12 protein-coding genes are annotated in these 21,482 nt (G+C 58.4%); 10 read left to right on the top strand and 2 right to left on the bottom strand.

Annotated elements, in window-relative coordinates; translation table 11 throughout:
• Positions 1 to 252: 252 nt before the first annotated feature.
• From NZK35_RS21990 to NZK35_RS21970, 5 genes are all read left to right on the top strand, one after another.
• Entirely contained in the window at positions 253 to 3,063 is a 2,811-nt protein-coding gene (locus NZK35_RS21990; protein WP_259634675.1) for a M16 family metallopeptidase, read from the top strand.
• Between the two features lie 1,463 nt (positions 3,064 to 4,526).
• Positions 4,527 to 5,405 carry a glycosyltransferase family 2 protein gene (locus tag NZK35_RS21985; RefSeq protein ID WP_259634674.1) on the top strand — a complete coding sequence of 293 codons (879 nt, stop codon included), beginning with the start codon at positions 4,527 to 4,529 and terminating at the stop codon, positions 5,403 to 5,405.
• Between the two features lie 158 nt (positions 5,406 to 5,563).
• Complete coding sequence (locus tag NZK35_RS21980; protein WP_259634673.1) at positions 5,564 to 6,856, top strand: PQQ-binding-like beta-propeller repeat protein; 1,293 nt, start codon at positions 5,564 to 5,566, stop codon at positions 6,854 to 6,856.
• A gap of 199 nt (positions 6,857 to 7,055) precedes the next feature.
• Positions 7,056 to 7,715, top strand: a complete 660-nt coding sequence (locus tag NZK35_RS21975) for a hypothetical protein (RefSeq protein WP_259634672.1) — start codon at positions 7,056 to 7,058, stop codon at positions 7,713 to 7,715.
• 3 nt (positions 7,716 to 7,718) lie between these two features.
• Positions 7,719 to 9,545, top strand: coding sequence for a hypothetical protein (locus NZK35_RS21970; RefSeq protein ID WP_259634671.1), 1,827 nt, complete (start codon positions 7,719 to 7,721; stop codon positions 9,543 to 9,545).
• A gap of 15 nt (positions 9,546 to 9,560) precedes the next feature.
• On the opposite strand, the gene NZK35_RS21965 is transcribed toward NZK35_RS21970, so the two are convergent.
• Complete coding sequence (locus NZK35_RS21965) at positions 9,561 to 11,009, bottom strand: sulfatase (protein ID WP_259634670.1); 1,449 nt, start codon at positions 11,007 to 11,009, stop codon at positions 9,561 to 9,563.
• 142 nt (positions 11,010 to 11,151) lie between these two features.
• On the opposite strand from NZK35_RS21965, the gene NZK35_RS21960 reads away from it, so the two are divergent.
• The 5 genes from NZK35_RS21960 (at position 11,152) to NZK35_RS21940 (ending at position 19,831) form a co-directional block, all read left to right on the top strand.
• Positions 11,152 to 13,596, top strand: coding sequence for a DUF1553 domain-containing protein (locus NZK35_RS21960; RefSeq protein WP_323379652.1), 2,445 nt, complete (start codon positions 11,152 to 11,154; stop codon positions 13,594 to 13,596).
• 2 nt (positions 13,597 to 13,598) lie between these two features.
• A complete protein-coding gene (locus NZK35_RS21955) occupies positions 13,599 to 15,071 on the top strand; it encodes a DUF1501 domain-containing protein (protein ID WP_259634669.1) in 1,473 nt (490 codons plus the stop codon).
• 358 nt (positions 15,072 to 15,429) lie between these two features.
• Positions 15,430 to 17,445, top strand: a complete 2,016-nt coding sequence (locus NZK35_RS21950; RefSeq protein ID WP_259634668.1) for an arylsulfatase — start codon at positions 15,430 to 15,432, stop codon at positions 17,443 to 17,445.
• A gap of 182 nt (positions 17,446 to 17,627) precedes the next feature.
• Positions 17,628 to 18,497 carry a hypothetical protein gene (locus tag NZK35_RS21945; protein ID WP_259634667.1) on the top strand — a complete coding sequence of 290 codons (870 nt, stop codon included), beginning with the start codon at positions 17,628 to 17,630 and terminating at the stop codon, positions 18,495 to 18,497.
• Positions 18,498 to 18,541: 44 nt separating this feature from the next.
• Positions 18,542 to 19,831 (top strand): ABC transporter permease, encoded by a 1,290-nt coding sequence (locus tag NZK35_RS21940; protein WP_259634666.1) that lies wholly within the window; start codon positions 18,542 to 18,544, stop codon positions 19,829 to 19,831.
• On the opposite strand, the gene NZK35_RS21935 is transcribed toward NZK35_RS21940, so the two are convergent.
• A partial coding sequence (locus NZK35_RS21935) for an FHA domain-containing protein (RefSeq protein WP_259634665.1) occupies positions 19,821 to 21,482 on the bottom strand: 1,662 nt, incomplete at its 5' end. The genes NZK35_RS21940 and NZK35_RS21935 overlap by 11 nt on opposite strands.

The following is a 21,482-nucleotide window of genomic DNA, read 5'->3' as shown; positions in this document are numbered from 1 at the left end:
AGATCGCGAGCCCTCCGGTCTTTCACGGTGTTTTTGAAACGCGACCGGACGGCTCGCGCCGTTCCGCTCACACCTTTAGGGTGTGTTTTTGTTAGCGGTAGGGCGCGAGCCCTCCGGTCTTTCGTTGCTGTGGCGACCCAACGCTGCCCCAGCTATGTCCGGGCGGTGCCTTCGATACAATACTGTCACTAACACTTCAATGCGATCGCGACATGCCGGTCCCACGAAAACTGGAAAAGACGGAGTCTGAAAGTGAAGCGAATCATCTGCCCCATGGCCGCGTCCTGTGTCGTCGCACTGTCCCTGCTGTCCGTTCCGGCGGCCGGGCAAGAAAGTGTGACCGCCGAAACGTCGACCCAAACCAACGAAAATGACGGTGATCAATCACCCCAGGAACTGATGAAAGTCACCGAAATCGAAGGCATCTCAGAATACAAGCTCGAAAACGGCGTCCGCGTGCTGCTGTTCCCCGACGACAGCAAGGAGGTCGTGACGGTCAATATGACAGTCTTTGTCGGCTCCCGCCACGAGGGTTACGGTGAAGCCGGCATGGCGCACTTGCTCGAGCACATGCTCTTCAAGGGGACCCCGGCGCACCCTTCGATCCCCAAGGACCTGACCGAGCGGGGGGCCAATTTCAACGGCACCACGTGGGTCGACCGCACGAATTACTACGAGACCTTGCCGGCCAGCGAGGAAAATCTGCAATTCGCCTTGTCGCTGGAAGCCGATCGATTGATGAATAGCTTCATCAAGGGCGAAGACTTGGAAAGCGAAATGACCGTGGTTCGCAATGAGTTCGAGCGGGGTGAAAATTCGCCGTTCCGGGTCTTGATGCAGCGAATCCAGTCGGCGGCCTACGATTGGCACAACTATGGGCAATCGACGATCGGCAACCGCAGCGACATCGAACGGGTGCCGGTGGTGAATTTGCGACGTTTTTATCGCAAGTACTATCGTCCCGACAACATTCTATTGATCGTTGCGGGCAAGTTTGACGAAGCCAAAGCGATCGAAATGATCGGCGATTCCTTCGGCGGGCTCATCGCGCCGGACATCCCGATCGATCCGACCTACACCACCGAGCCGCCCCAGGATGGCGAACGAACCGTGGTGTTAAGACGCGTCGGCGACGTGCAACTGGTCGGAGCGGCCTATCACATCCCATCGGGCAGCCACCCCGACTTCGCCGCCGTCAAAGCCCTTTCGATCGTGCTGGGAGACGAGCCGAGCGGCAGACTTTACAAGAACCTTGTCGAAACCAAGATCGCCAGCAACGTGTACTCGCTCGCCTACGCGTTTGCCGAACCGGGATTGTTGATGGCGATCGCCGAAGTCCCGGAAGACCACTCGATCGAAGACGCTCGCGTCAAATTGATCTCGATCTTGGAGGATTCATTCGCGGAGAATCCGATCACCGAACAAGAAGTCGAGCGTGCCAAGCAGCAAATCCTGAAGCAACGTGAACTCGAAGCGGCCAACACCGACAAACTGGCCGTCTCGCTGAGCGAATGGGCCGCCCAAGGTGACTGGCGACTCTACTTCTTGTTCCGCGACATCGTCGAAGAACTCAATGCGGAACAGGTCCAAGCGGCCGCCCAGAAGTACCTGGTCCGGAACAACCGCACCGTCGGACTGTTCATCCCCAGCGATGATGCCCAACGCGTTCAAATCCCTGAGTCGCCGGATCTGTTGGCCAAGCTGAAGGACTACAAGGGACGCGAAGTGATTCAGGCCGGCGAGCAATTCGATCCCGATCCCATGAAGATCGAAGCGCGGACGCTGCGTGGAACGCTCGACAATGGAATCGAATATGCCCTGCTGCCCAAGCAGACACGTGGGGGATCGGTTTCCCTGTACCTGACACTACGTTTCGGGACCGCCGAAACGATGATCGATCGCTTGGGCGCCGTCGAACTGCTGGGCATCTTGATGGCCCGCGGTACCGAGTCGCTCGATTACCAGGCCCTGCAAGATGAACTGACACGACTGCGAGCCGACATGCAGCTCTACAGCACCCCCGGACTGCTGCAACTATCGCTGAAGACGAAACGTGAATACCTGACCGACGTGATCGCGCTGATCGGCGATGTCCTTCGACATCCGCGGCTCAGTGGCGAAGAATTGGAAGTGATCAAACGCCAAGTCGTCACGGGTTTACAACAAAGCGCCAGCGAGCCGACCGCGGTGGCGGCCCGAGCGGTCAAACGGGCGATTTCACCCTACGGCAAAGATGACATTCGCTACGTCCAAACGCTGGACGAAGAAATCGAAATGTACCAGTCCGTGACAGTCGAACAGGTCCAGTCGCTGTTCAACGAGTTGGTCGGCGGAAACGTCGGCGAACTGTCCGTCGTCGGCGATTTCGATGCCGACGACGTGAAGTCTCAAGTCGAAGAAATGCTTGCCGGCTGGGAATCCGATGTTCCCTACGTCCGCGTCGATCGCCCGGCCAACGCGGATGCAGAAGGTTCGCTTGCGACGCTCAACACGCCGGACAAAGCCAATGCGTTCTTCTATTCGTCGCTGCAGATGGAATTGGCCGATACCGATTCGGCCTACGCACCGCTCGTGCTCGGCAACTTCATCCTCGGCGGCGGTGGGCTCAGCAGTCGCTTGGCCGATCGCGTCCGGCAACAAGAAGGCCTGTCGTACACGGTGCGAAGCGGTTTGAGCGCACGCGCAAAAGACGACCGGGTTGATTTGACGATCTACGCGATCACGAATCCGGAAAACAAAGACCGATTGATGGAAGTGATGCGTGAAGAGATCGAACGGTTACGAACAGACGGCGTGACGGAAGACGAATTGGCCAAGGCGAAGTCGGCCTACTTGCAAGCCGAGCGGGTCCGCCGAGCCAATGACGGATCGCTGGCGAGTGAATTGATCCAGACGATGTTCCTGGATCGAACCATGGAAGCGGCCGCCGAACACGACGAACGCATCGAATCGGCCAGCGTTGAAAGCGTCAATGACGCGATTCGCAACTACATCGACTGGGACAAACTGGTCAAGGCGGTCGCAGGCGATTTCGAAGCGAAGGCGAAAGAAGAACTGGAGTAAACGCCGGTCGGCTGGCTCGCATCCCTGGGCATCGTGCCATTTTCGAAGCGGACCTTAGGAGATGGATGGGCTGCGCAAAATCTCTCCGTTGAAACATGCATTCATTCGAAGGATTTTGGCGGTTTCAATTCCCTGGGGGGCTTCTTGGGATCAGCCGTTTGGCGCCAGCCTACGGGCCCTTCGTGCTACGGGCTCTTCGCGGTTGCCGAGGCCCGAACGCTTGCGCGAATCGGCTGATGTCAAGCGTGTTTTTGATGCCCAACCGCTCCATGCTCATCGATGGCCCATCGCAGAATCGATTCGGCAGAAATTTAGGGGTGGCACGAGACGGCGATTTTGTGCAACCCAGGCGATGGCTGGAAACGGGCGTTGGCCGAAACCATCCACTCAGGTCAGATCTGACGCGTAAGAGATGTATCGAAACCAATGTTTCCTGGGAGAGCCAAACGCAGCGAAGCGACAGCTTGCCTTTGTGCGTTGACGGGATCGGATCACACTGAAGTGAAAGTGGTGATTCACCGCTCGACCTCCCCTCGCTGCGCTCGACCCTCCTGTCAGGAGGGTGACTTTCAAGAACTGCACGAACTTTCCGGGCGAGCGTGATTCACGCGGGTGTGCCGATGACCATCGGCGTCGGCGCGAAAAAAAAGGCCTTCCCTCTTCCATGAGGGTCGGCCCAGTTTTTGTCATTTTGCCTTCCGGGACGGCACATCCTGAGCCGAAATCCGGACGACAGATTATCAATGACAAAATTGGAAGTTACTTTCCCTGTCGCAAATCCGGGGTCTGACTTGCCGGCTGTCCCTCTCGGTGCCGTCTTCCAGGAATCAACAGCCTCCACATCCGGTGAGGCTGCTCCGAAGCCAACGCGTCCTTCGTCAACTTCAGATGATCGTCTTATGCGCCATCGCTCGCGGTGGGTAATGAAACGTGAAGGGGGCGTCCCGTTGGAGGCGCCGGAACTTCGCTGTCGGCAGGCCGTAGCGACCGCACCATGGCGAAGCGACAGTGGCTAAGCACCAATGGCTAAGGTTGGTAGCACAAAGCGAAATCAGATTTCGCAAACGTGTTTGTCGAGTCACGACAAAACGTCTCCCGTGCAAGTGGTGAAAAGTCAAAAAGCAAACGCCACGTCGCGAACAACTTTTCCACAACGCGAGCGTCAGAGAAATGTGGCGACCTTCGATTGGAATGTCAACAACAAAGTTTGACGTCTGTGCAGTGTAGTGAAGCAGAGTCGTTGAAAGTCTCGCGAATTACGAGACGAAACACATCGATTTTTTTTTCGAAGCGGATGCAACCGAATTGCGTTCGTGTTGATTCGTGTTGTGCGCGACACCGATTGAAATCCTAGCGACCACTTCCAGTTCAATGGCTTGCTCAAGAAGTCAGTGCGAAGCTACGTTGGATCGACTAACATTGCTCAAGGTGTCCGGTTTGCTTCGCGTTTCTCAGTCAACTTCATGCACGATCCCGCCGATGAATCGCCGATCCATCCACCCAACCGGTTCGGCATGGTTGCTTCGGATGATACCGATCGCCAAACCGATGCCGGCTCGTTCTGGGGGACCGACTATGTTCGCCGGATGCACGCCGAACTTGGGAAGGACGCCTGTCGTAAACTCGCCATCTTTGAGCTACCCGAAGGATTCTTGTTGTCGGTCGTCGTTCCGGTGTTCAATGAAAGCGGGACGGTCACTTCGGTGGTGGACCGTCTTCGCGCGACCGGCTTGCCGATGCAAATCATTTTGATCGATGACGGCAGCAAGGACGGAACGCTCGAAGCGATGTCGACACTCGAGCACGACCCTGACGTCATCGTGATCGCACACGAAAAGAACCGTGGCAAGGGCGCGGCGATTCGCAGCGGCTTTGCACAAGCCACCGGAGACATCGTGGTGATTCAAGACGCGGACCGTGAATACGATCCGTCTGATTTTCGCTACCTGTTGCAACCGTTGATTGCCGGGGAGGCCGACGTGGCGTACGGGACCCGTTACGGTCACTACGATCGCCAGCTTTCCCCCTGGTGGCACCAGACGGTCAACGGGTTGATCACGCTGTTGGCAAGCATCGCGATCGGCATTCGTCTGAGTGACGTGGAGACCTGTTACAAGATGGTCCCGCGGAAGCACCTGCAGAAGATCATGCCCGATCTGCAGGAGTGTCGATTCGGGATCGAGATTGAAGTGACCGCAAGGCTGGCACGACTGGGACTGCGTTTCACCGAGCGGCCGATCCGCTATCAGCACCGTTGGTACGACGAGGGCAAGAAGATTGGTTGGCGTGACGGGGTCGGGGCGTTGTGGTGCATCGTCAAATACGGCTTGTTTCGGCGTTAACGCCGTTGCACTGACAAGACGACGGGCGACCGCGGTCGTCGGCCAAGGATTTCGCGGAAGATGTGTCCCAGGGTTGCCCGCTGGGCTGAAAATCTGGTTAAAATCAGGTTCCATCCACTCGGCCTCCCTGCCACCCTGTCCCACCGAACGGTCCCTCCATGCCAGCCTTTCCGCTTTCCCTGGTCGCATCTGACGGCGATCAGCCGATCCGCCGTCTCGCCAAACACGTCCTCGCCTGCCTCTTCGGATTGACCCTCGTTTGCAGCGTCGCGCCCGTACACGCCGACGACTGGCCCGGCTTTCACGGCCTGGGGATTGCCGGAGTGCTTCCTGAGGCGAAGCTTCCCGAGGGCTGGGAGAAACAAGCATATCGGTGGACCGTCGATTTGCAGACGCGCGACGTCGGTTCGATGGCGATTCAAAACGGACGCGTTTATCTGCTCTCGATGTCTCCGGCCAAGCAGACGATTCGATTGATGTCGTTTAATCTGCAATCCGGCAAAGCCATTTGGTCGCGTGAGTTCCCGCAAGCGAAGAATCATCTGCACAACCGAAACACACTGGCCTCGAGCACGCCGGCGACCGATAGCCAATACGTCTACATCGCGCACAGCGACCGCCGGCACACGTGGCTGAGATGTTTGGACCATCAAGGCAACGAGATCTGGCAGCGTGACTTCGGCGTGGCGCAAAGCCAGCACGGGTTCGGCGTCTCACCCACCGTTCATGGCGACGTCGTGGTGCTGAATTTTTCACAACAGGCCGAACGGGTCGAAAGCGGCCAGCCCGGCACCAGTCGCATCATTGCAGTGAATCGTTCGACGGGTGAAACGATTTGGCAAACGCCCGTGACCTCGACGCGTGTTTGTTACGGCACGCCGGTGATCCGCGACGGCAAAGTGATCTGTGCCAACACCGGAGACGGCATTTATGCGCTGTCGCTTGAAACGGGCAAGATGCTTTGGCGACTGCCGGTCTTCAAGATGCGCTGCGTCAGTTCGCCGATCGTCGCGGGTGACTTGGCGATCGGATCCAGTGGCAGCGGCGGCGGCGGCAACCATCTGGTCGCCGTGCGGATGCCCGCAAACGATTCGGACACGCCACAAGAGGTTTACCGGATTGAAAAGGCCGCCCCTTACGTCCCGACCTCGATCGTGCACGACGGCATGCTGTTCTCCATCGACGACAAGGGCATCGCGTCCTGTTTTGATGTGGCCACCGGCGACGTCCAGTGGACCAGTCGTATCGGCGGGACCTTCAGCGCGTCGCCGATTCTCTTGGGGGACAAGGTCCTGGTCATCAATTTAAACGGCGAGGCGACGGTGTTTCGTGCGGCACGACAATTTGAAAAACTGAGCGAAATCAATCTGGGCGGACCGGTCGGGGCGACGCCTGCGTACGCCAACGGACGCTTGTTGCTGCGTGTCGGTACCGAACTCCGCTGCTTGTAGAAAATAGCGCGGCGCAATCACGTCCACGCGACGGCGGCATCAACAGATGCGTTCAAGAATCCAAGCAGCCTCCGTTTCTGCTAATCTGTTAGGAACACTTGTCTTTGGCGCGTTTTTCTCGAGTCAATTCCTTTTGCCGCATTGCAAACAGGACATCCGGCTTGTGCTCAGACGCTGCTTGATTTCCCCGGTGCATTTTATGAACGCCAAGTCCGCCCACCGCCGTCGCGGATCGACGCGGGTTGCCAATCCCATCGTTTCATGCGGACCGGCTCGACGCGTCCCGTTACTGCTGCTGATGCTCTGCGTACCGGCTCTGTCGGCGTGCTCGAAAGAGAAGCTCAAGGATCTTGCCGACTCGGTTCAAAAGGAAGGCAAGAACCTGGTCAAGGAGAGCAAGAAAATGACCGATGCGTTGGTTGAAACGGCCAAGGAGGAATTGCCGGAAACAGGCAGGATGGTGATCCAAACTGCCGAGCCGATCGAAATCGATCAAGCCGTCGTCACCATGCATGTGGTCGGCGACGGTCGCAAAAACTCGCTGCAAATCACAAGCTATCCGCCCGGCGCCGAACGCACCTCTGCCCCGGCCGTCTTTCTGCACTGCACCACAACCGTTGAAACGGTGGCTTTGCTCGCGGGAAAGTCGTTGCCGTGTAATCTGTTCATCGAACCCGAGCCGGGGGCGGCGATCGCGCGGAATGAAATCGGTCGCCCGGTCTCGGTCACTTTTGGATCGATGAACATGCAGGAAAAAACGATGGCGGCGACGATCGAGCCGTGCACGTTGATCGGTTCAGACGATCAGCCGTTGCAGATTGCCGGTGGTGAAATCCTGGCCGTCGTGGAGGGGAACTGAGCGATGAAACAGAAACACTCCCCCATCCCGCATTGGCAGCGAAGCGTTGGAACATTGATCCTCGCGGTTTGCCTGGCAGGCGGGTTCAACGCGGCCGCTCACGCCAACCCGAGCACCCAGGACCCCGAAAAGCCCCTCAAGGCGCACAACACGATTCAAGGTGCTGAAAAACAAATCCAGGCGATGTACGCCAAGTTCGCCGAGTGGGAGGAATTGGTGATCCGCAGCACCGAAGCGGCCAACGCGGGAAGACGCTTTCCGCATCAACAGCTTTCCAGGATTTACCCCGAAGTCTATCGCGGCATTTGGTACGCCGAACACCTCATGGCGATGGGCGAACCCGCCGGCGCGGACCTGAAGCAGAAATTTGCAATGCTCCGCAAGGCGATGCAAGTTTTCGCCCAACGGCTGATCGAGTTCCAGGCGAAAGAACTCGCGGTGCTGAAGAACCAGACCTCGAACCGACAGCAGACGATGGCGCGAGCCGCTGAACTGGCCGGCCAGGGAAAACTCGCCGAAGCCGAGCGGCAAATCCAACCGTTGCTCTTGAAACAGCTTTCGAGTGTTTTTTATCTCAACGGTTCCGTGGGCAGACCGTTTCAGAATGAAGTCAACATTCCCTACCAAGACATTCTGAATCGGCTCAATCGCGAGCGTCGCAAAGACTATCAAGCGAGAGCGACGGAAACGATCCAAACGTACGTCGACGCGGTTGACCTGTTGAAGTCCGAATCGGCTCGTCTGGCATCGGAGCTGAAACAATCGCCCACGGTCGCGCTGGCCGATGGCAAACGCGGCGATGCGGCCGAGGCGATCGAGCACATCACGAGGCTGTGGGGCAATGCGTCGGCCGCCGTCACTCGCAGCGTCGCAACGGCGTGGGCGTTCAGCGACGGGGATGTCCAAACGACGGCCCAGCCGTTTCAACAAATCATGGACCAAGTCGAAGCGACGGGCAACGCGGCGATCGTCAACGTCTTGAACTCCGCCGCCCAGTCGAGTCCCGCGGATCAGCTCACCGCGCTGTATCCGAACGTGCTTCGCGCCTTGTCCAAGCTTGACCGACGGCTGCTCGGTTCGCTGGACCCGAGCGTCGTGTCGGCCGTCGAGCAGTTGGCCGCCAAGCATGCCCCGCTGGCCGAACACGTCAAACGGTATTCCATCGCAACGGCGGAACCGACGCGTTGGATGCAACGCTATGCGTCACAGCAGATCGAACACGCCTCAAGCGGTTATCCCTTGGCGTCGAACCGCCTGAATCGCGACGAGACGCCGGAGACGACGGTGGCACCGGCGATCTACGGGCCGCAATCGACACGCGCGCGGGTGCTCACCCCCGGAGTCCTCTCTTCCCCTGCCAGCTGGATCGTCGGCGATGCAAAGTCGATGTTGGGCATGAAGATGAAAGACGAGTCGACCGTGCGGCTTTCGCCGACAGCCAAAGTGACGATCGTTCCGCAGGACCCTCGGCATTACACGAGTGTGCCGGCTTCATTTCCGATCGACGCGTACGTGGCGGAACTGCATGATTGTTTGCTACTCGATGATTCTCATGGGCCGTTGGACTTGTCCGCCGCAGACGCCCAGTCGTCCGCGGAGCTTCAAGAGTTTCGAAACGTCGGTGGGCGGATCTCTCGGCTGACGCTGGAGCCATTTGTTTCGCGTTTTGCGACGATGCCGGACCAGGCATCCGCGCTGGTGCCGCTGAACCGATTGCCCAGCATCGACGCTCGGGGCACGCCGATCGACAAGCTGATCTGGCGTGTCGATTTAGAACCGGACTGGGTCGCGCATCGAATGTTCGTCGCGCCGAACCCGGCGGCAGAGTGATCGTGGGCCCAAAGTTCAGTTTTTCTTTCGCTGCTTCCATTGCGGCTTGGCTTCGGGCTGCTGGTCCAATTTGTCGCGCAGCTGCGCGACGATCGCAGCCGATGTCGCGGCGATGTTCTCTGTTTCCAAGGGATCGACCTGGTAGTCATACAGTTCGATCTCGGCTTCTTCGCGTGGCCCTGCGACCACCTTCCACTCCACCATTCGATAACGGCTGTTTCGAATCGCACGTCCGAGTCGACCGCCGCGCGGATAGACGTGCGTCACAAAGTCCCGTGCGGTCGCGTCGGCGTTGCGGATGACATCCGCAAAACTCTGTCCATCCAACCCGGCCGGCGTCGGTAATCCCGCCAACTCGGTCAGTGTCGGATACAGGTCAACGGTTTCAATCATGGCCTGGGTCGCCGCGCCGCGGACACCGCCCGGCGCCGCAACGATGATCGGAATGCGTGCGGCTTGCTCATAATTGGTGTGCTTGCACCACATGCCGTGATCGCCCAGGTGCCAACCGTGATCCCCCCACAGTGCGACAATGGTTTCATCGGTGAGGTTCAACCGATCGAGGGCTTCGAGCAACTTGCCGATTTGCGCATCGGTGTAGCTGGTCGCGGCGTAGTAGCCATGAATCAAATGTCGCGTGGTGGCATCGTCGATCTCGCCCCGGGCCGGCATGTCGCTGTAGTTGCGAAGTTCACCAAACGTTGTCGATGCGTAACTGGGGGCGCCCCGCGGCGGTGTCTCGACCTTCGGCATTGGCAATTTGCGTTTGTCGTACAGATCCCAGTAACGCTGTGGTGCGATGAAGGGTAGGTGTGGCTTGAGGAATCCGACCGCCAAAAAGAACGGCTGATCGATTCGATGTTTGTAGACTTCCAACCGGTGGACTGCCTCTTCAGCGATCATGCCATCGGCGTAGGTCTCGTCGGAGACATCGGCGGATTCGGTTGCCGGGCCGCGCAGGCGTCCTTTTGCATCCCGCTTTCTCATCGCCAGATTCTTTTCCAGGACGTATGCGGGTGCCTTGGGACGCCACGACGTGACACTCCACGATTCGGCATCATCGCGATTGCCGTGGCCGGTGTGATAAATCTTGCCGAGTCCCTCGGCGAGATAGCCGTTGCGTTGAAAATGTTGGCTGACCGTGACGGCATTGGGTGCGGCATCGCGAAAATGCGTGGGCAAATCGTAAACGCCGATGGTTTGCGGCCGCAAACCGGTCATCAGCGAATTACGGCTCGGCGAGCAGACGGCTTGATTACAGTACGCCAGATCGAAACGCACACCCCGGGCTGCCAGGGCGTCGATATTCGGGGTGACGGCGACCGGATCTCCATAGCAACCGATCGTCGGTTTAAGATCGTCGACGCAAATCAGAAGTATATTGGGGGACTTGGACTCCACTCGGGGCGGCGCCCCGAGTGCAACAAGACACAGCAAACTGGTGACGCAGAATCGGTTGAACATCACGGCGGATCCAATACGGTGTGGTGGGTGTCGTCAGCTTTCGGCTTGCGTGGAAAACCAGGGGAACGCAAGCTGGAAGCTGACGCCACTTAGGCACTATACTATCCGTGAGCGGGAAACTGGCCCCACCCATATTGATCCGATGGATTTTTTAATGCGAGTTTGTTGTTGTGTTCTCCTCTCCATGCTGACCGGGCTCGCGTGGTGCAACGTGGCCGAATCCGCTGGTTCAGAGGAACAGACCGTTTCGTTCAACCACCAGATTCGACCGATTCTGTCGGACACCTGTTTTTTCTGTCACGGACCGGACGAAGAGGACCGGCAGGCGGATGTTCGCTTGGATATCGCGGGGCAAGTTGATTTGACAGAACTGGTCTCGCGCATCACCTCGGATGATCCGGAGACGGTGATGCCGCCGCCGGATTCAAATAAATCGCTTTCGCCAGAGCAAATCGCGTTGCTGACCCGCTGGGTGAAGTCTGGGGCCCGCTATGAGAAACACTGGTCGTTTGCTCCTCCCGCCGACGTCACTCCGCCGACGATTGCCGATGCGGACGATTCCAAAGACGAGATCGATCAGTTTGTGATCGCGAAACTCCGGGAACGCGGATTCACGCTCAACGATCCGGCGGACAAACGGACGCTGATTCGTCGGGTCACGATGGATTTGACCGGATTGCCTCCCACACGTTCGGAGATTCACGCGTTTCTCAATGACCCGTCTCCGCAAGCCTATGAGACCCTGGTGGACCGATTGCTGGAATCACCACACTATGGCGAACACATGGCGCGCTACTGGTTGGACCTGGTTCGTTTTGCCGACACCAATGGGTTGCATCACGATCACTATCGCGAAATGACCCCCTATCGCGACTGGGTGATTCGCGCCTTCAACCAAAACCTTTCCTTCGACAAATTCACCATCGCACAAATCGCGGGCGACCTCTACGAGCAACCGACGACGGACCAGTTGATCGCGTCCGGATTCAATCGACTGCACTTGATCATCGATCGCGGTACCGCCCTACCCGAAGAAAGTTTCATGCGGAATGTGGTGGACCGCGTGTCCGCCGTCGGGACCGCGTTCTTGGGGCTGACGCTGGAATGTGCTGTCTGTCATGACCACAAGTATGACCCGATCACGCAACGTGACTTCTATCAGTTCTATGCGTTCTTCAATAACTTTGACGGCGAACCGGAAACCGGTGGACGTCGCGGTCTGGACTTTAAACGGGGTCTACAACCGCCGTATTTGGAGTTGCCCAGCGAAAGTCAACGCGAGGAACTGACGCGATTGAATCAGCAGATCGCCGCTGTCCAAGCGAGTCTCAAGAAGCTTGAACGCAAGCAGAAGTCAAATGAACAGACGGAGCAGGCTGCCGAGTCCGGAGCGCAGGATCGCGTGGCGGAAGAAACACGAAAGCAACTGAGCGATCAACTGGCGCAACTGCAGGCGTCCCGGGAGCAGTTGATCGAGTCGATTCCTGCGACGCTGATCATGAAGGAGCGTGAGGAGGTCCGCCCGGCACACATTCTGGTTCGTGGCAATTACGACCAACCCGGTGAAGTGGTCAGCCGAGACACGCCCGGTTTTCTGCCACCGCTGGAATCAGACCAGCCGACCAAGACGCGGATGGATTTGGCCAAATGGCTGGTCGATCCGGACAACCCGTTGACGGCGCGGGTGGCCGTCAATCGATTCTGGCAACAATTGTTTGGCGTTGGAATCGTCAAAACATCGGAAGACTTCGGTGCCCAGGGTGAGCCACCCAGCCACCCGGAATTGCTGGACTACTTGACAAACCGATTCGTCGATTCGGGCTGGGACGTCAAAGCGTTGATGCGAAAGATTGTCCTCTCACAAACCTATCGCCAGAGTTCGGCCGCCCCGCAAGAACGATTCATCGCCGATCCGCAAAACCGTCTGCTGGCGCGTGGCTCGCGTTACCGCTATGACGCCGAAGTGATTCGCGATCAGGTGTTGGCGGTCAGCGGTTTGCTCAACCCGACGCTGTATGGAAAAAGCGTCAAGCCGCCGCAACCCGAAGGGCTGTGGAAGATCGTGGCCATGCCGTACTCGTATCCGCGCGTCTTCGAACCCGATGAAGGCGGAAAGATCTATCGGCGAAGTGTGTATTCGTTTTGGAAACGCGGCCTGCCGCCGCCGCAAATGACGATCTTTGACGCGCCGACGCGGGAGAGTTGCTCGGCCCGGCGGGAACGAACCAACACACCCCTGCAAGCGCTGGTCTTGATGAACGAACAACAATACTTCGTCGCGGCCAGGACGCTCGCCTCGCGGTTGCTGCAGACCGAAACGAGCGACCGACAGCGGATCGAATTTGCCTATGAAACGATCACGTCGAAGATCCCGAGTGACGACGCGTTGAATCGAATGATCGACGCACTGCAGCAATTCCGTGCGGTCTACCGCGACAATCCGGATGCCGCGCAAAAGATGATCTCGCAAGATGGTCCCGCCATTCTGCCAGCCGACGGTCCCGAACCGTCAAGCATCGACTTGGCGGCGATGACGATGCTGGTCCACTCGCTGTTGAACCTTGATGCCACAAAGACGAGAGAGTAAGCATGGACACGAATCAACCAACCGATCATCGGCGTGGGTTTCTCAAGGATTGCCTGTTGCATCACTGCGGCATGGGACTGGGTGCGACCGCGCTGGCGTCGTTGCTTTCACAGAATCACTCCAATGCCAATCCGGCCGCAAGTGACGCCGGAGAGCTCTCCGGCGGACTCCATTTTCCCGCCCGCGCCAAACGCGTGATCTTTTTGTTCATGGCCGGTGCGCCCAGCCAGATTGATTTGTTCGACCACAAGCCGGAACTCCACCATCAGTTCGGCAAACCGTTGCCGCCCAGCGTCAGCAATGGCCAGCGTGTGACGGCGATGACCAAGGGGAAAGAGCAACTCGTCGCGCCGTCCATGTTCTCGTTCGCCCCGCAGGGACAAAGCGGGCTTGTGATGAGCGAGCTCTTGCCGCACCTGTCCAAGGTCGCCGACGAATTGTGCATTGTGAAGTCGTTGAACACTGACGCGATCAATCACGACCCTGCCAAGACGCTTTTCTGCACCGGGTCGCAGATTCCCGGCAAAGCGAGTTTGGGATCCTGGCTCAGCTATGGGCTGGGACGCATGAATGAAAACCTGCCCGATTTTGTGGTGATGAATTCTGCATTCTGGACCGGCGGCACCGGCAACGTGCAAGCGCTTTACAGCCGACTCTGGGGATCCGGGTTTCTGCCATCGAAACATCAAGGCGTTTCGTTCCAACCGTCCGGCGACCCTGTGTTGTTCTTGTCCAACCCACCCGGTGTGATCCCGCCGAGCCGACAGCACATGCTGGATCTGGTCTCGGAGTTGAACCGACAACACCTAGACGAAGTCGGTGATCCGGAGATCAAGACCACGATCGCACAACAAGAGATGGCGTTTCGGATGCAAACGTCGGTCCCCGAATTGACCGATTTGAGTGACGAACCCGAACATGTGCTTGCCCAGTACGGTCCCGAAGTGCACAAAAGCGGGTCGTTCGCGCGAAACTGTTTGCTGGCGCGACGGATGGTCGAACGCGGGGTGCGGTTCGTGCAATTGTTTCACCGCGGCTGGGACCACCACGTCGGATTGCCGAAGAAATTGCGTGGCCAAGCATACGACGTGGACCAGGCGTCCGCAGGACTGATTGCGGATCTCAAACAACGCGGCTTGCTGGACGATACCTTGATCGTCTTCGGCGGCGAATTCGGACGCACCACCTTTTGCCAGGGTAAACTGACGCCGACCGATTACGGCCGCGACCACCATCCACGCTGCTTCAGTGCTTGGATGGCCGGCGGAGGCATCAAGGGCGGAATGGCGTACGGACAGACCGATGAGTTCAGTTACAACATCGTCGAAGATCCCGTCCACATCCGTGATTTGAATGCCACGATTCTGCACCAATTGGGCATCGACCACAGACGGCTGACATTCCCATTTCGTGGACTGGACCAACGGCTGACAGGCGTCGAGGAAGCACACGTGGTCAAGGATATCTTGATGTAGGGCGTTTGTGGAATCAGCAGCGGGATTTGGCAGCGGGGAAGGAGAGTGGCAAGACGATGGGGGCAGAATGATGGAGAAGGGGTGAAGGCAGAATGATTCGGGGCAGAATGATGGAGACAAGGAGACATGGAGCGCGATCGGAACTAGAGCACCGAGCCCCCGCTGCCCCCCATCGTCTTGCCCCCATCGTCTTGCCCCCATCGTCTTGCCCCCATCGTCTTGCCCCCATCGTCTTGCCCCCATCGTCTTGCCCCCATCGTCTTGCCCCCATCGTTTTGCCCCCATCGTTTTGCCACCCCATCATTCTGCCACCCCATCGTCTTGCCCCGTTCTCTCACCCTAAACCACTGACTGCTCAATGCGCATCGGAACCACGCTTCTCACTTCATTGACGCTGCTGTTGTTCCCGCTGGCGATCAGCTCCGCCGCAGACCGTCCCAACGTGCTGATGATCATGGTCGATGATCTCGGGTTTTCTGACGTCGGTTGCTATGGCAGCGAAATCGAGACGCCAAATTTGGATGCACTTGCTGACGGCGGACTTCGATTCTCCCAGTTCTACAACACCGCAAAATGCCACTCGTCGCGGGTGTCTCTGTTAAGCGGGCAGTACTGCATCGCGGCCGGTGACACGGCGCTCAGCCATGCCGTCACGAGCGCGGAGGTGCTTCGCGATTCCGGCTACTTCACCGCGATGACCGGAAAATGGCATCTGAAACAACAACCCACCGATTTCGGGTTTGACCGCTACTTCGGCCATCTCAGCGGAGCCTGCAATTATTTCCGCGGAGACAACACGTTTCGCTTCAACGGCGACAAATGGGAGGTTCCTCCGCAAGATTTTTACACCACGGTCGCAAACGTCGACTTTGCCTTAAAGTTCTTGGACGACGCGCGGGAAAGCGGCAAACCCTGGCATCTCTACGTCGCGTTCAACGCGCCCCACGCCCCGCTGCAGGCATTGCCGCAGGATTATGCGAAGTACCAGGGGCGTTATGAAGCCGGCTGGGATCGCATTCGCCAATCCAGAGTCGCCAAACAAGTTGGATTGGGATTGTTACCGGCCGACTGCCAACCGAGTCCTCGTCCCGAGCACATCCCCGCCTGGAGCAGCCTGTCCGAAGCCCGGAAACGTTTCGAAGCGAAGCGGATGACCACCCTGGCGGCGATGATCGATCGCGTGGATCAAGAGATTGGTCGACTGGTCGCGGATCTGAAGGACGCGGGCGAGTTGAACAACACCTTGATCTGGTTTGTTTCCGACAACGGTGCTTGTCCGTATGATCGCCGCAGCAACAAACTCGACGCGTTGCCGACCGATGGGACCGTCACGTGGAGTGATTCGACCGGTTGGGCATGGGCACGAAACAGTCCGTTCCGCTATTACAAGCAGAACCAGTTTGAAGGCGGGATTTGCACGCCGGCGATCGTGCATTGGCCGGCGGGCATCGAGCGTAGTGCCGGTTCGATCGTTCGTCAGCCGGCCCACTTGATCGACATCATGCCAACGTTTGCCGACGTGACCGATTCAACGATTCCGGCCGAATACCCGGGACGCTCCTTACGACCGGTGTCGGGGCAATCATTGCGGCCGCTGCTGAAGGGCGAAACAATCCGACGCGAGCAACCGTTGCATTTCCTGTTTGCCTCCGATCGTGGGCTTCGCCTGGGCGACTGGAAACTCGTCAGTTTTCGAAGTGAAGCGTGGGAACTGTACAACCTTGCGGATGATCGGACCGAACGAATCGACCTGGCCGAGCGGGAACCGGAGCGTGTGGAGTCGATGGTCCAACAGTGGACCCGAATGGCCCGCGAGCTGCTTCACGCCCCCGACAGAGCCTACGCACCCGTGGGGCCTGCAAAACTTCCCCATCGCCATCCCGAATGGACCAACTTCGATGCCGATCCGAGCGAATCTGGACGCGGCAATCAAGCGAAAACCAACACGCGGTCGCCGAACGCCGGAAACACGATCCGGGCGAGGAAGAACACCAAGCTGGAAATCGCTGGCGACGAGCTTCGGCTGGAATTTAGCGGCGAAGATTCGGGATTGGCTTTTGACCGGTTGCCCGAGACACTGCCCGCAGGCCCTTACAAATTGACGTTCCGGCTGCAACGTCGTGCCGATGGCGGTGGTGAAGTTTTTTACACCACCGACGCCAAGACGGGTTTGCCCAACGGAATGCACGTTGCGTTTGAGTTGGGTAGCGAGGGGCAATGGCACGACCACACGATCCGACTTGAAACCGAGCTGCGGATCCACAAACTGCGGCTGGACGTGGGGGAAGGATCCGGCACGGCGACCATCAAGGAGTTGCGATTGCTAAATGACGACGGCCAAGTCCTGTTGCGTTGGCCGGCCGAGACGCTGTAACACCTCCCTGGAATGCGTCGTGCTGAAGGACGCGTGACTAGGTCCACGACACGAAAATGGAGGTGAACCGGCAGAAGTCTCGACAACTTTTTCCAGAAACTTGGCAACTTCTGTCTCCTGGCCGCGATGATGGAGACATACCGGTCGAAGCGTTTCGTCGTGCCCTTATTGCCAGTGGATCTATGTCCGAACACTCCATCCCTCACAACCCGTTGCCCAAGGGTGATGGGAGCGTGCAAGAATACCGTTTCAGCAAGCAAGTCAGGCGGATTCGCACCCAATTTCTGTACGTCAACGGGATCAACACGCCGCCGGACGTCCACCAAAACATCGCGATCCTGATTTCATCGATCACCAACACGCCGGTCACTGGCGTCTACAACGCGACCGACGGGATGTTGGGGGATCTGAAGCAATGCGTCGGGGACTGGGTTCGTATTTTCGGCAGTCAAATCGGAGAGGAAGGTTTTTTTAGCGATCGCTTGAGCGAATCGGCGATCAACAAGATTGCCAGCACGAGCGTGGCGGGCCGCGTTTCGGCGCCGTACCTGCATGCCTTGCGGGAGGCCTGGATTGCGCCCAGTGAAGTCAAACCGGCCAAGAAAACGGTCGACGAAGTTCGCAAGGGACTACGTCGCAACGCTGCCGCATTGTCGCTGTTTGATGAAGTCACGCGCAACCTGAATCGTCCCAAAATTATTGTCGCGCATTCGCAAGGCAACCTGGTGACCAGTTTCGCGTTGTGGGCCGTTCAATCGCTCTACGGCACCAAAGGGATGAGCAACTTGCAGGTGCGATCGATCAGTTCACCCTCGCCGGCCTGGCCGCGGGGGATCAATCATCGCATCAAGGTGTATGGCCAGAAAGACGACTTGGTCACGTGGTGCGACCCGAAGAATTGGATCGGCGCGAGATCGGCTGGATTTTGGCGAATTTATTTCGGCGACAATCCGAAAGACATCCGTGGCGGGAACGCGATCGCCCCGCATGACGTGAAATACAATATTGAAAGGACTTCACTGGCCCAGCGTCTCCGCAGCGATGCGAAGTAACCGAATCTGTTTCAATCCTGCTTCCTCGAACGAGCGTTTTCACGATGGCTGATTTGCGCCTTCCCGGTCCTGTGGGGACGAGTGATACGACGCTGCCGAACGATTCGGGGACCAACCAGTGCCGGCTGATGCCGACGCCGGGAACCGTCGGGCGTGACGGAGGCGTGGAAGTGATGTCGCTGGACGATCGCTTCGTGAAAGTGTTGCATTTGACGGTCCCCAAATTGCCCGCCGAAATTCAGGAAGAGTTTGCGGCGATGCTGTCGCCGGCGAGCATCGGAATCATCGTCGGCGTGTTGGTGGTCTGGGCGGGGTCGCATTACTTCGGCATCGGATTCATCGCCGATGCATTGTTGTTGATCGTCGGGCTAGGATTTTTGGGGTGGCAGGTTTGGTCGGTCGGCAACGATTTCGTGGCCTTCGTGGAACTGACGTATTCGGCGCGAACCGAGGCGGACCTGGAAAAGGCGTCCAAGCATTTGGCGAACTTTTTGGCGGTGGTCGGCGTCGCGGCCTTTATGGCTCTGATCGCCAAGGGCGCCAAACGCTATGGCCCGAAGATCAAGAACATGCGAGGGATCATCAAAGCGGCGACCGCCTCCGACGCAGGGATGCCGCCGAATCATTTTCGCGCGTTCCTGCGCGCGGCCGCCAACCCGAGCCGGCCACGGATCATTCTGGTGCGTCAGACCAATCCGAAATCGGTTCGCTGGATCCAAAAAGGGTTCCCGGCGAAACCGAAAGAGATCAAGTTTAAGACCAGCAAACAAACCGGCATCGTGACCTGCAAAGATATCTCGGAGGTCGCCAAGGCTCAGAAAACGGTTCGCTCGGGTAGCAACAAGCAGTATTTCGTCGTCGACCGAAACCGCCGCACCGCGACCAACGGCAAAGGGGAAACGATCGACGTCAGCAATGCGGATTGGCCGGTCGAGCCGGGCCAGGTCGTCGACCCGCTGTCACAGAAACCGCTGGTCGGCGATTACGACTTGATGGGCGTGATCGATCCCAACGCGAAAGGGCGAAACATTGCCTTGGCCGTCGACAACACGGCCAACGCCCGCGCGGGCAAACCTGCCGGGACTCTGACCGACGACTTCACCAACACCGACATCAAAAAGGTCGCCGCGGACGTCAACAAACAACTCGACCAGGATCGGGTGTTGCACGGATCGCAAGAAGCCTTCGACAGCCTGGACAATCTGGCGGCCGATGAACTGGTCGTCGGCTTCTTCCCAGACGGCCAGGCGATGTCGTTCAACCGCGAAGGGCTCAAGACGTTCTACCAATCGATCGGGCGATCGACCTTGGACCTGAAAAAGTTCATGGATTGATCAATCGCTCCAGATCAAACGGGTCACCGTTCCATTTGCCCTCGTACTTGCCCCGCACGCACATCTCCCACCGCGAACGCATGTCAAGTTGTTGCAGCAAGTCCGGCGTCGGCGGTCCGCTGGTTTCGATCCCCTGATGAAAGCGGTTGCCCGATGCAAACGACTCGGCCAGGTCAGCCCAGTGCCGCTCCGCTTTCGCCGCATCGGGGACCATCACCTCCTGCTCGTCAAACTCTTCATCGTCGCCGTCGCCGCTCTCGTTCGTCATCACTGTGGCCCGCTGACCGGATGCGATGTCGACACCCAGGATTCGCGAGAACGCCAGCGAGGCTGCAACGGCGTCCTCAAGCTGATCGCCGTTGATGACTTGAATCAGGTCCGGCACGACGGCAGGGTGCGCGAACGAAGCGAGCAATTCAAAACGATTCGGGCCCAATTCAGCACGGCGACCTAAACCGCGTATCAACTCCAGGTCACTCGGCAGCCCCAGCACGGACAACATTTCCAGCGTGTCCCTCTGCTCAGGACTCGCTGCCTTCGCACATCCGCGGCAAAAGTCCAATAGCCATGGCTCTCTGGACCAGGCCGCCGCATGGATCGCAGTTCGGCGGACCTGCGGATCTTCATCTCGCACGCCGACTTGGAAGGGGATGTTGGTCTGTTCGCGCCCTCCAGCAAGCGGAGCCGATTCGCCGATGGTGACTACGAAGTGGGTTTGCCCGGCAATGACCCGATCGCCGGTTTGGAGCAACGTGGTGGATACCCTGACGCCGTTGACCGTCGTGCCCGAGGTGCTATCGAGATCGGTCAGTTGCCATCCGGATCGGTCATCGGCAAGCTGAAAGTGAATCGCAGAGAGTTGGGGGTCCGGAATCACGAAATCCGATTGCTCCGATCGACCGACCGTGATGGAGTGTCCGGATCGAAGCATCGATTTGCGACCGTGGGCGTGATCGGAAACGACTTCGATGACCGCCCCTGTGAAGCGACGCGGGGGAGGATTGCTGACATGAAACTCCGGTGTGCGTTCGGCGACACCGCCCGAATTCGCGGGCATCGCAGCACCGTCCGTCTCCGTCCGGCCGATCCGTTCGGTTTGACGCAGCACTTCGCTCATCGACACGGGCGGTGCCGGTGGTTGCGGTGGAGGCAGTGGCTGTTGTGGAGACAGTGGTGCGGCTGGCACTGGTGCAGATGCCGGTGGTAGCGGTTGCCCGGGAGAGTCGGTGGTGGATTCGGGTGGGTGCCGGTTGACTGACGATGGTTGACCGGTGATCGGCGGTGACAGTGAGGCGCGGCGTGTCATCGAAACCCGAAAGACGGTCGATCCGGCGCGGATCTCATTCCCGTCATCCAGCGGTCGCTGTAAAATCCGTTCGCCGTCGACCGTCGTCCCATTGGTGCTATTCAGATCGGTGACGAAACAACCATCCTGGTTCACGGAAACTTCAAAGTGCCGTGACGACATCGTGGTGTCATCGGGCAGAATCCAGTCTGCCGACTCGCCGCGGCCGACCACCAAAACCAGCGGGGCGCGTAACGCTTTCTTGCGGCCGGCGTAGGCACCTGCGATGATTTCCAGCACGATCTTCATCGCCAAACCCATTGCGGCAACGCTGTGAAGCATTTTTTCCATGTGTTTCTTGAGGTT

It is taken from the genome of Stieleria sedimenti, from assembly GCF_025060895.1.
GTDB lineage: Bacteria > Planctomycetota > Planctomycetia > Pirellulales > Pirellulaceae > Stieleria > Stieleria sedimenti.
This window is presented reverse-complemented; position numbering and strand designations above follow the sequence as displayed.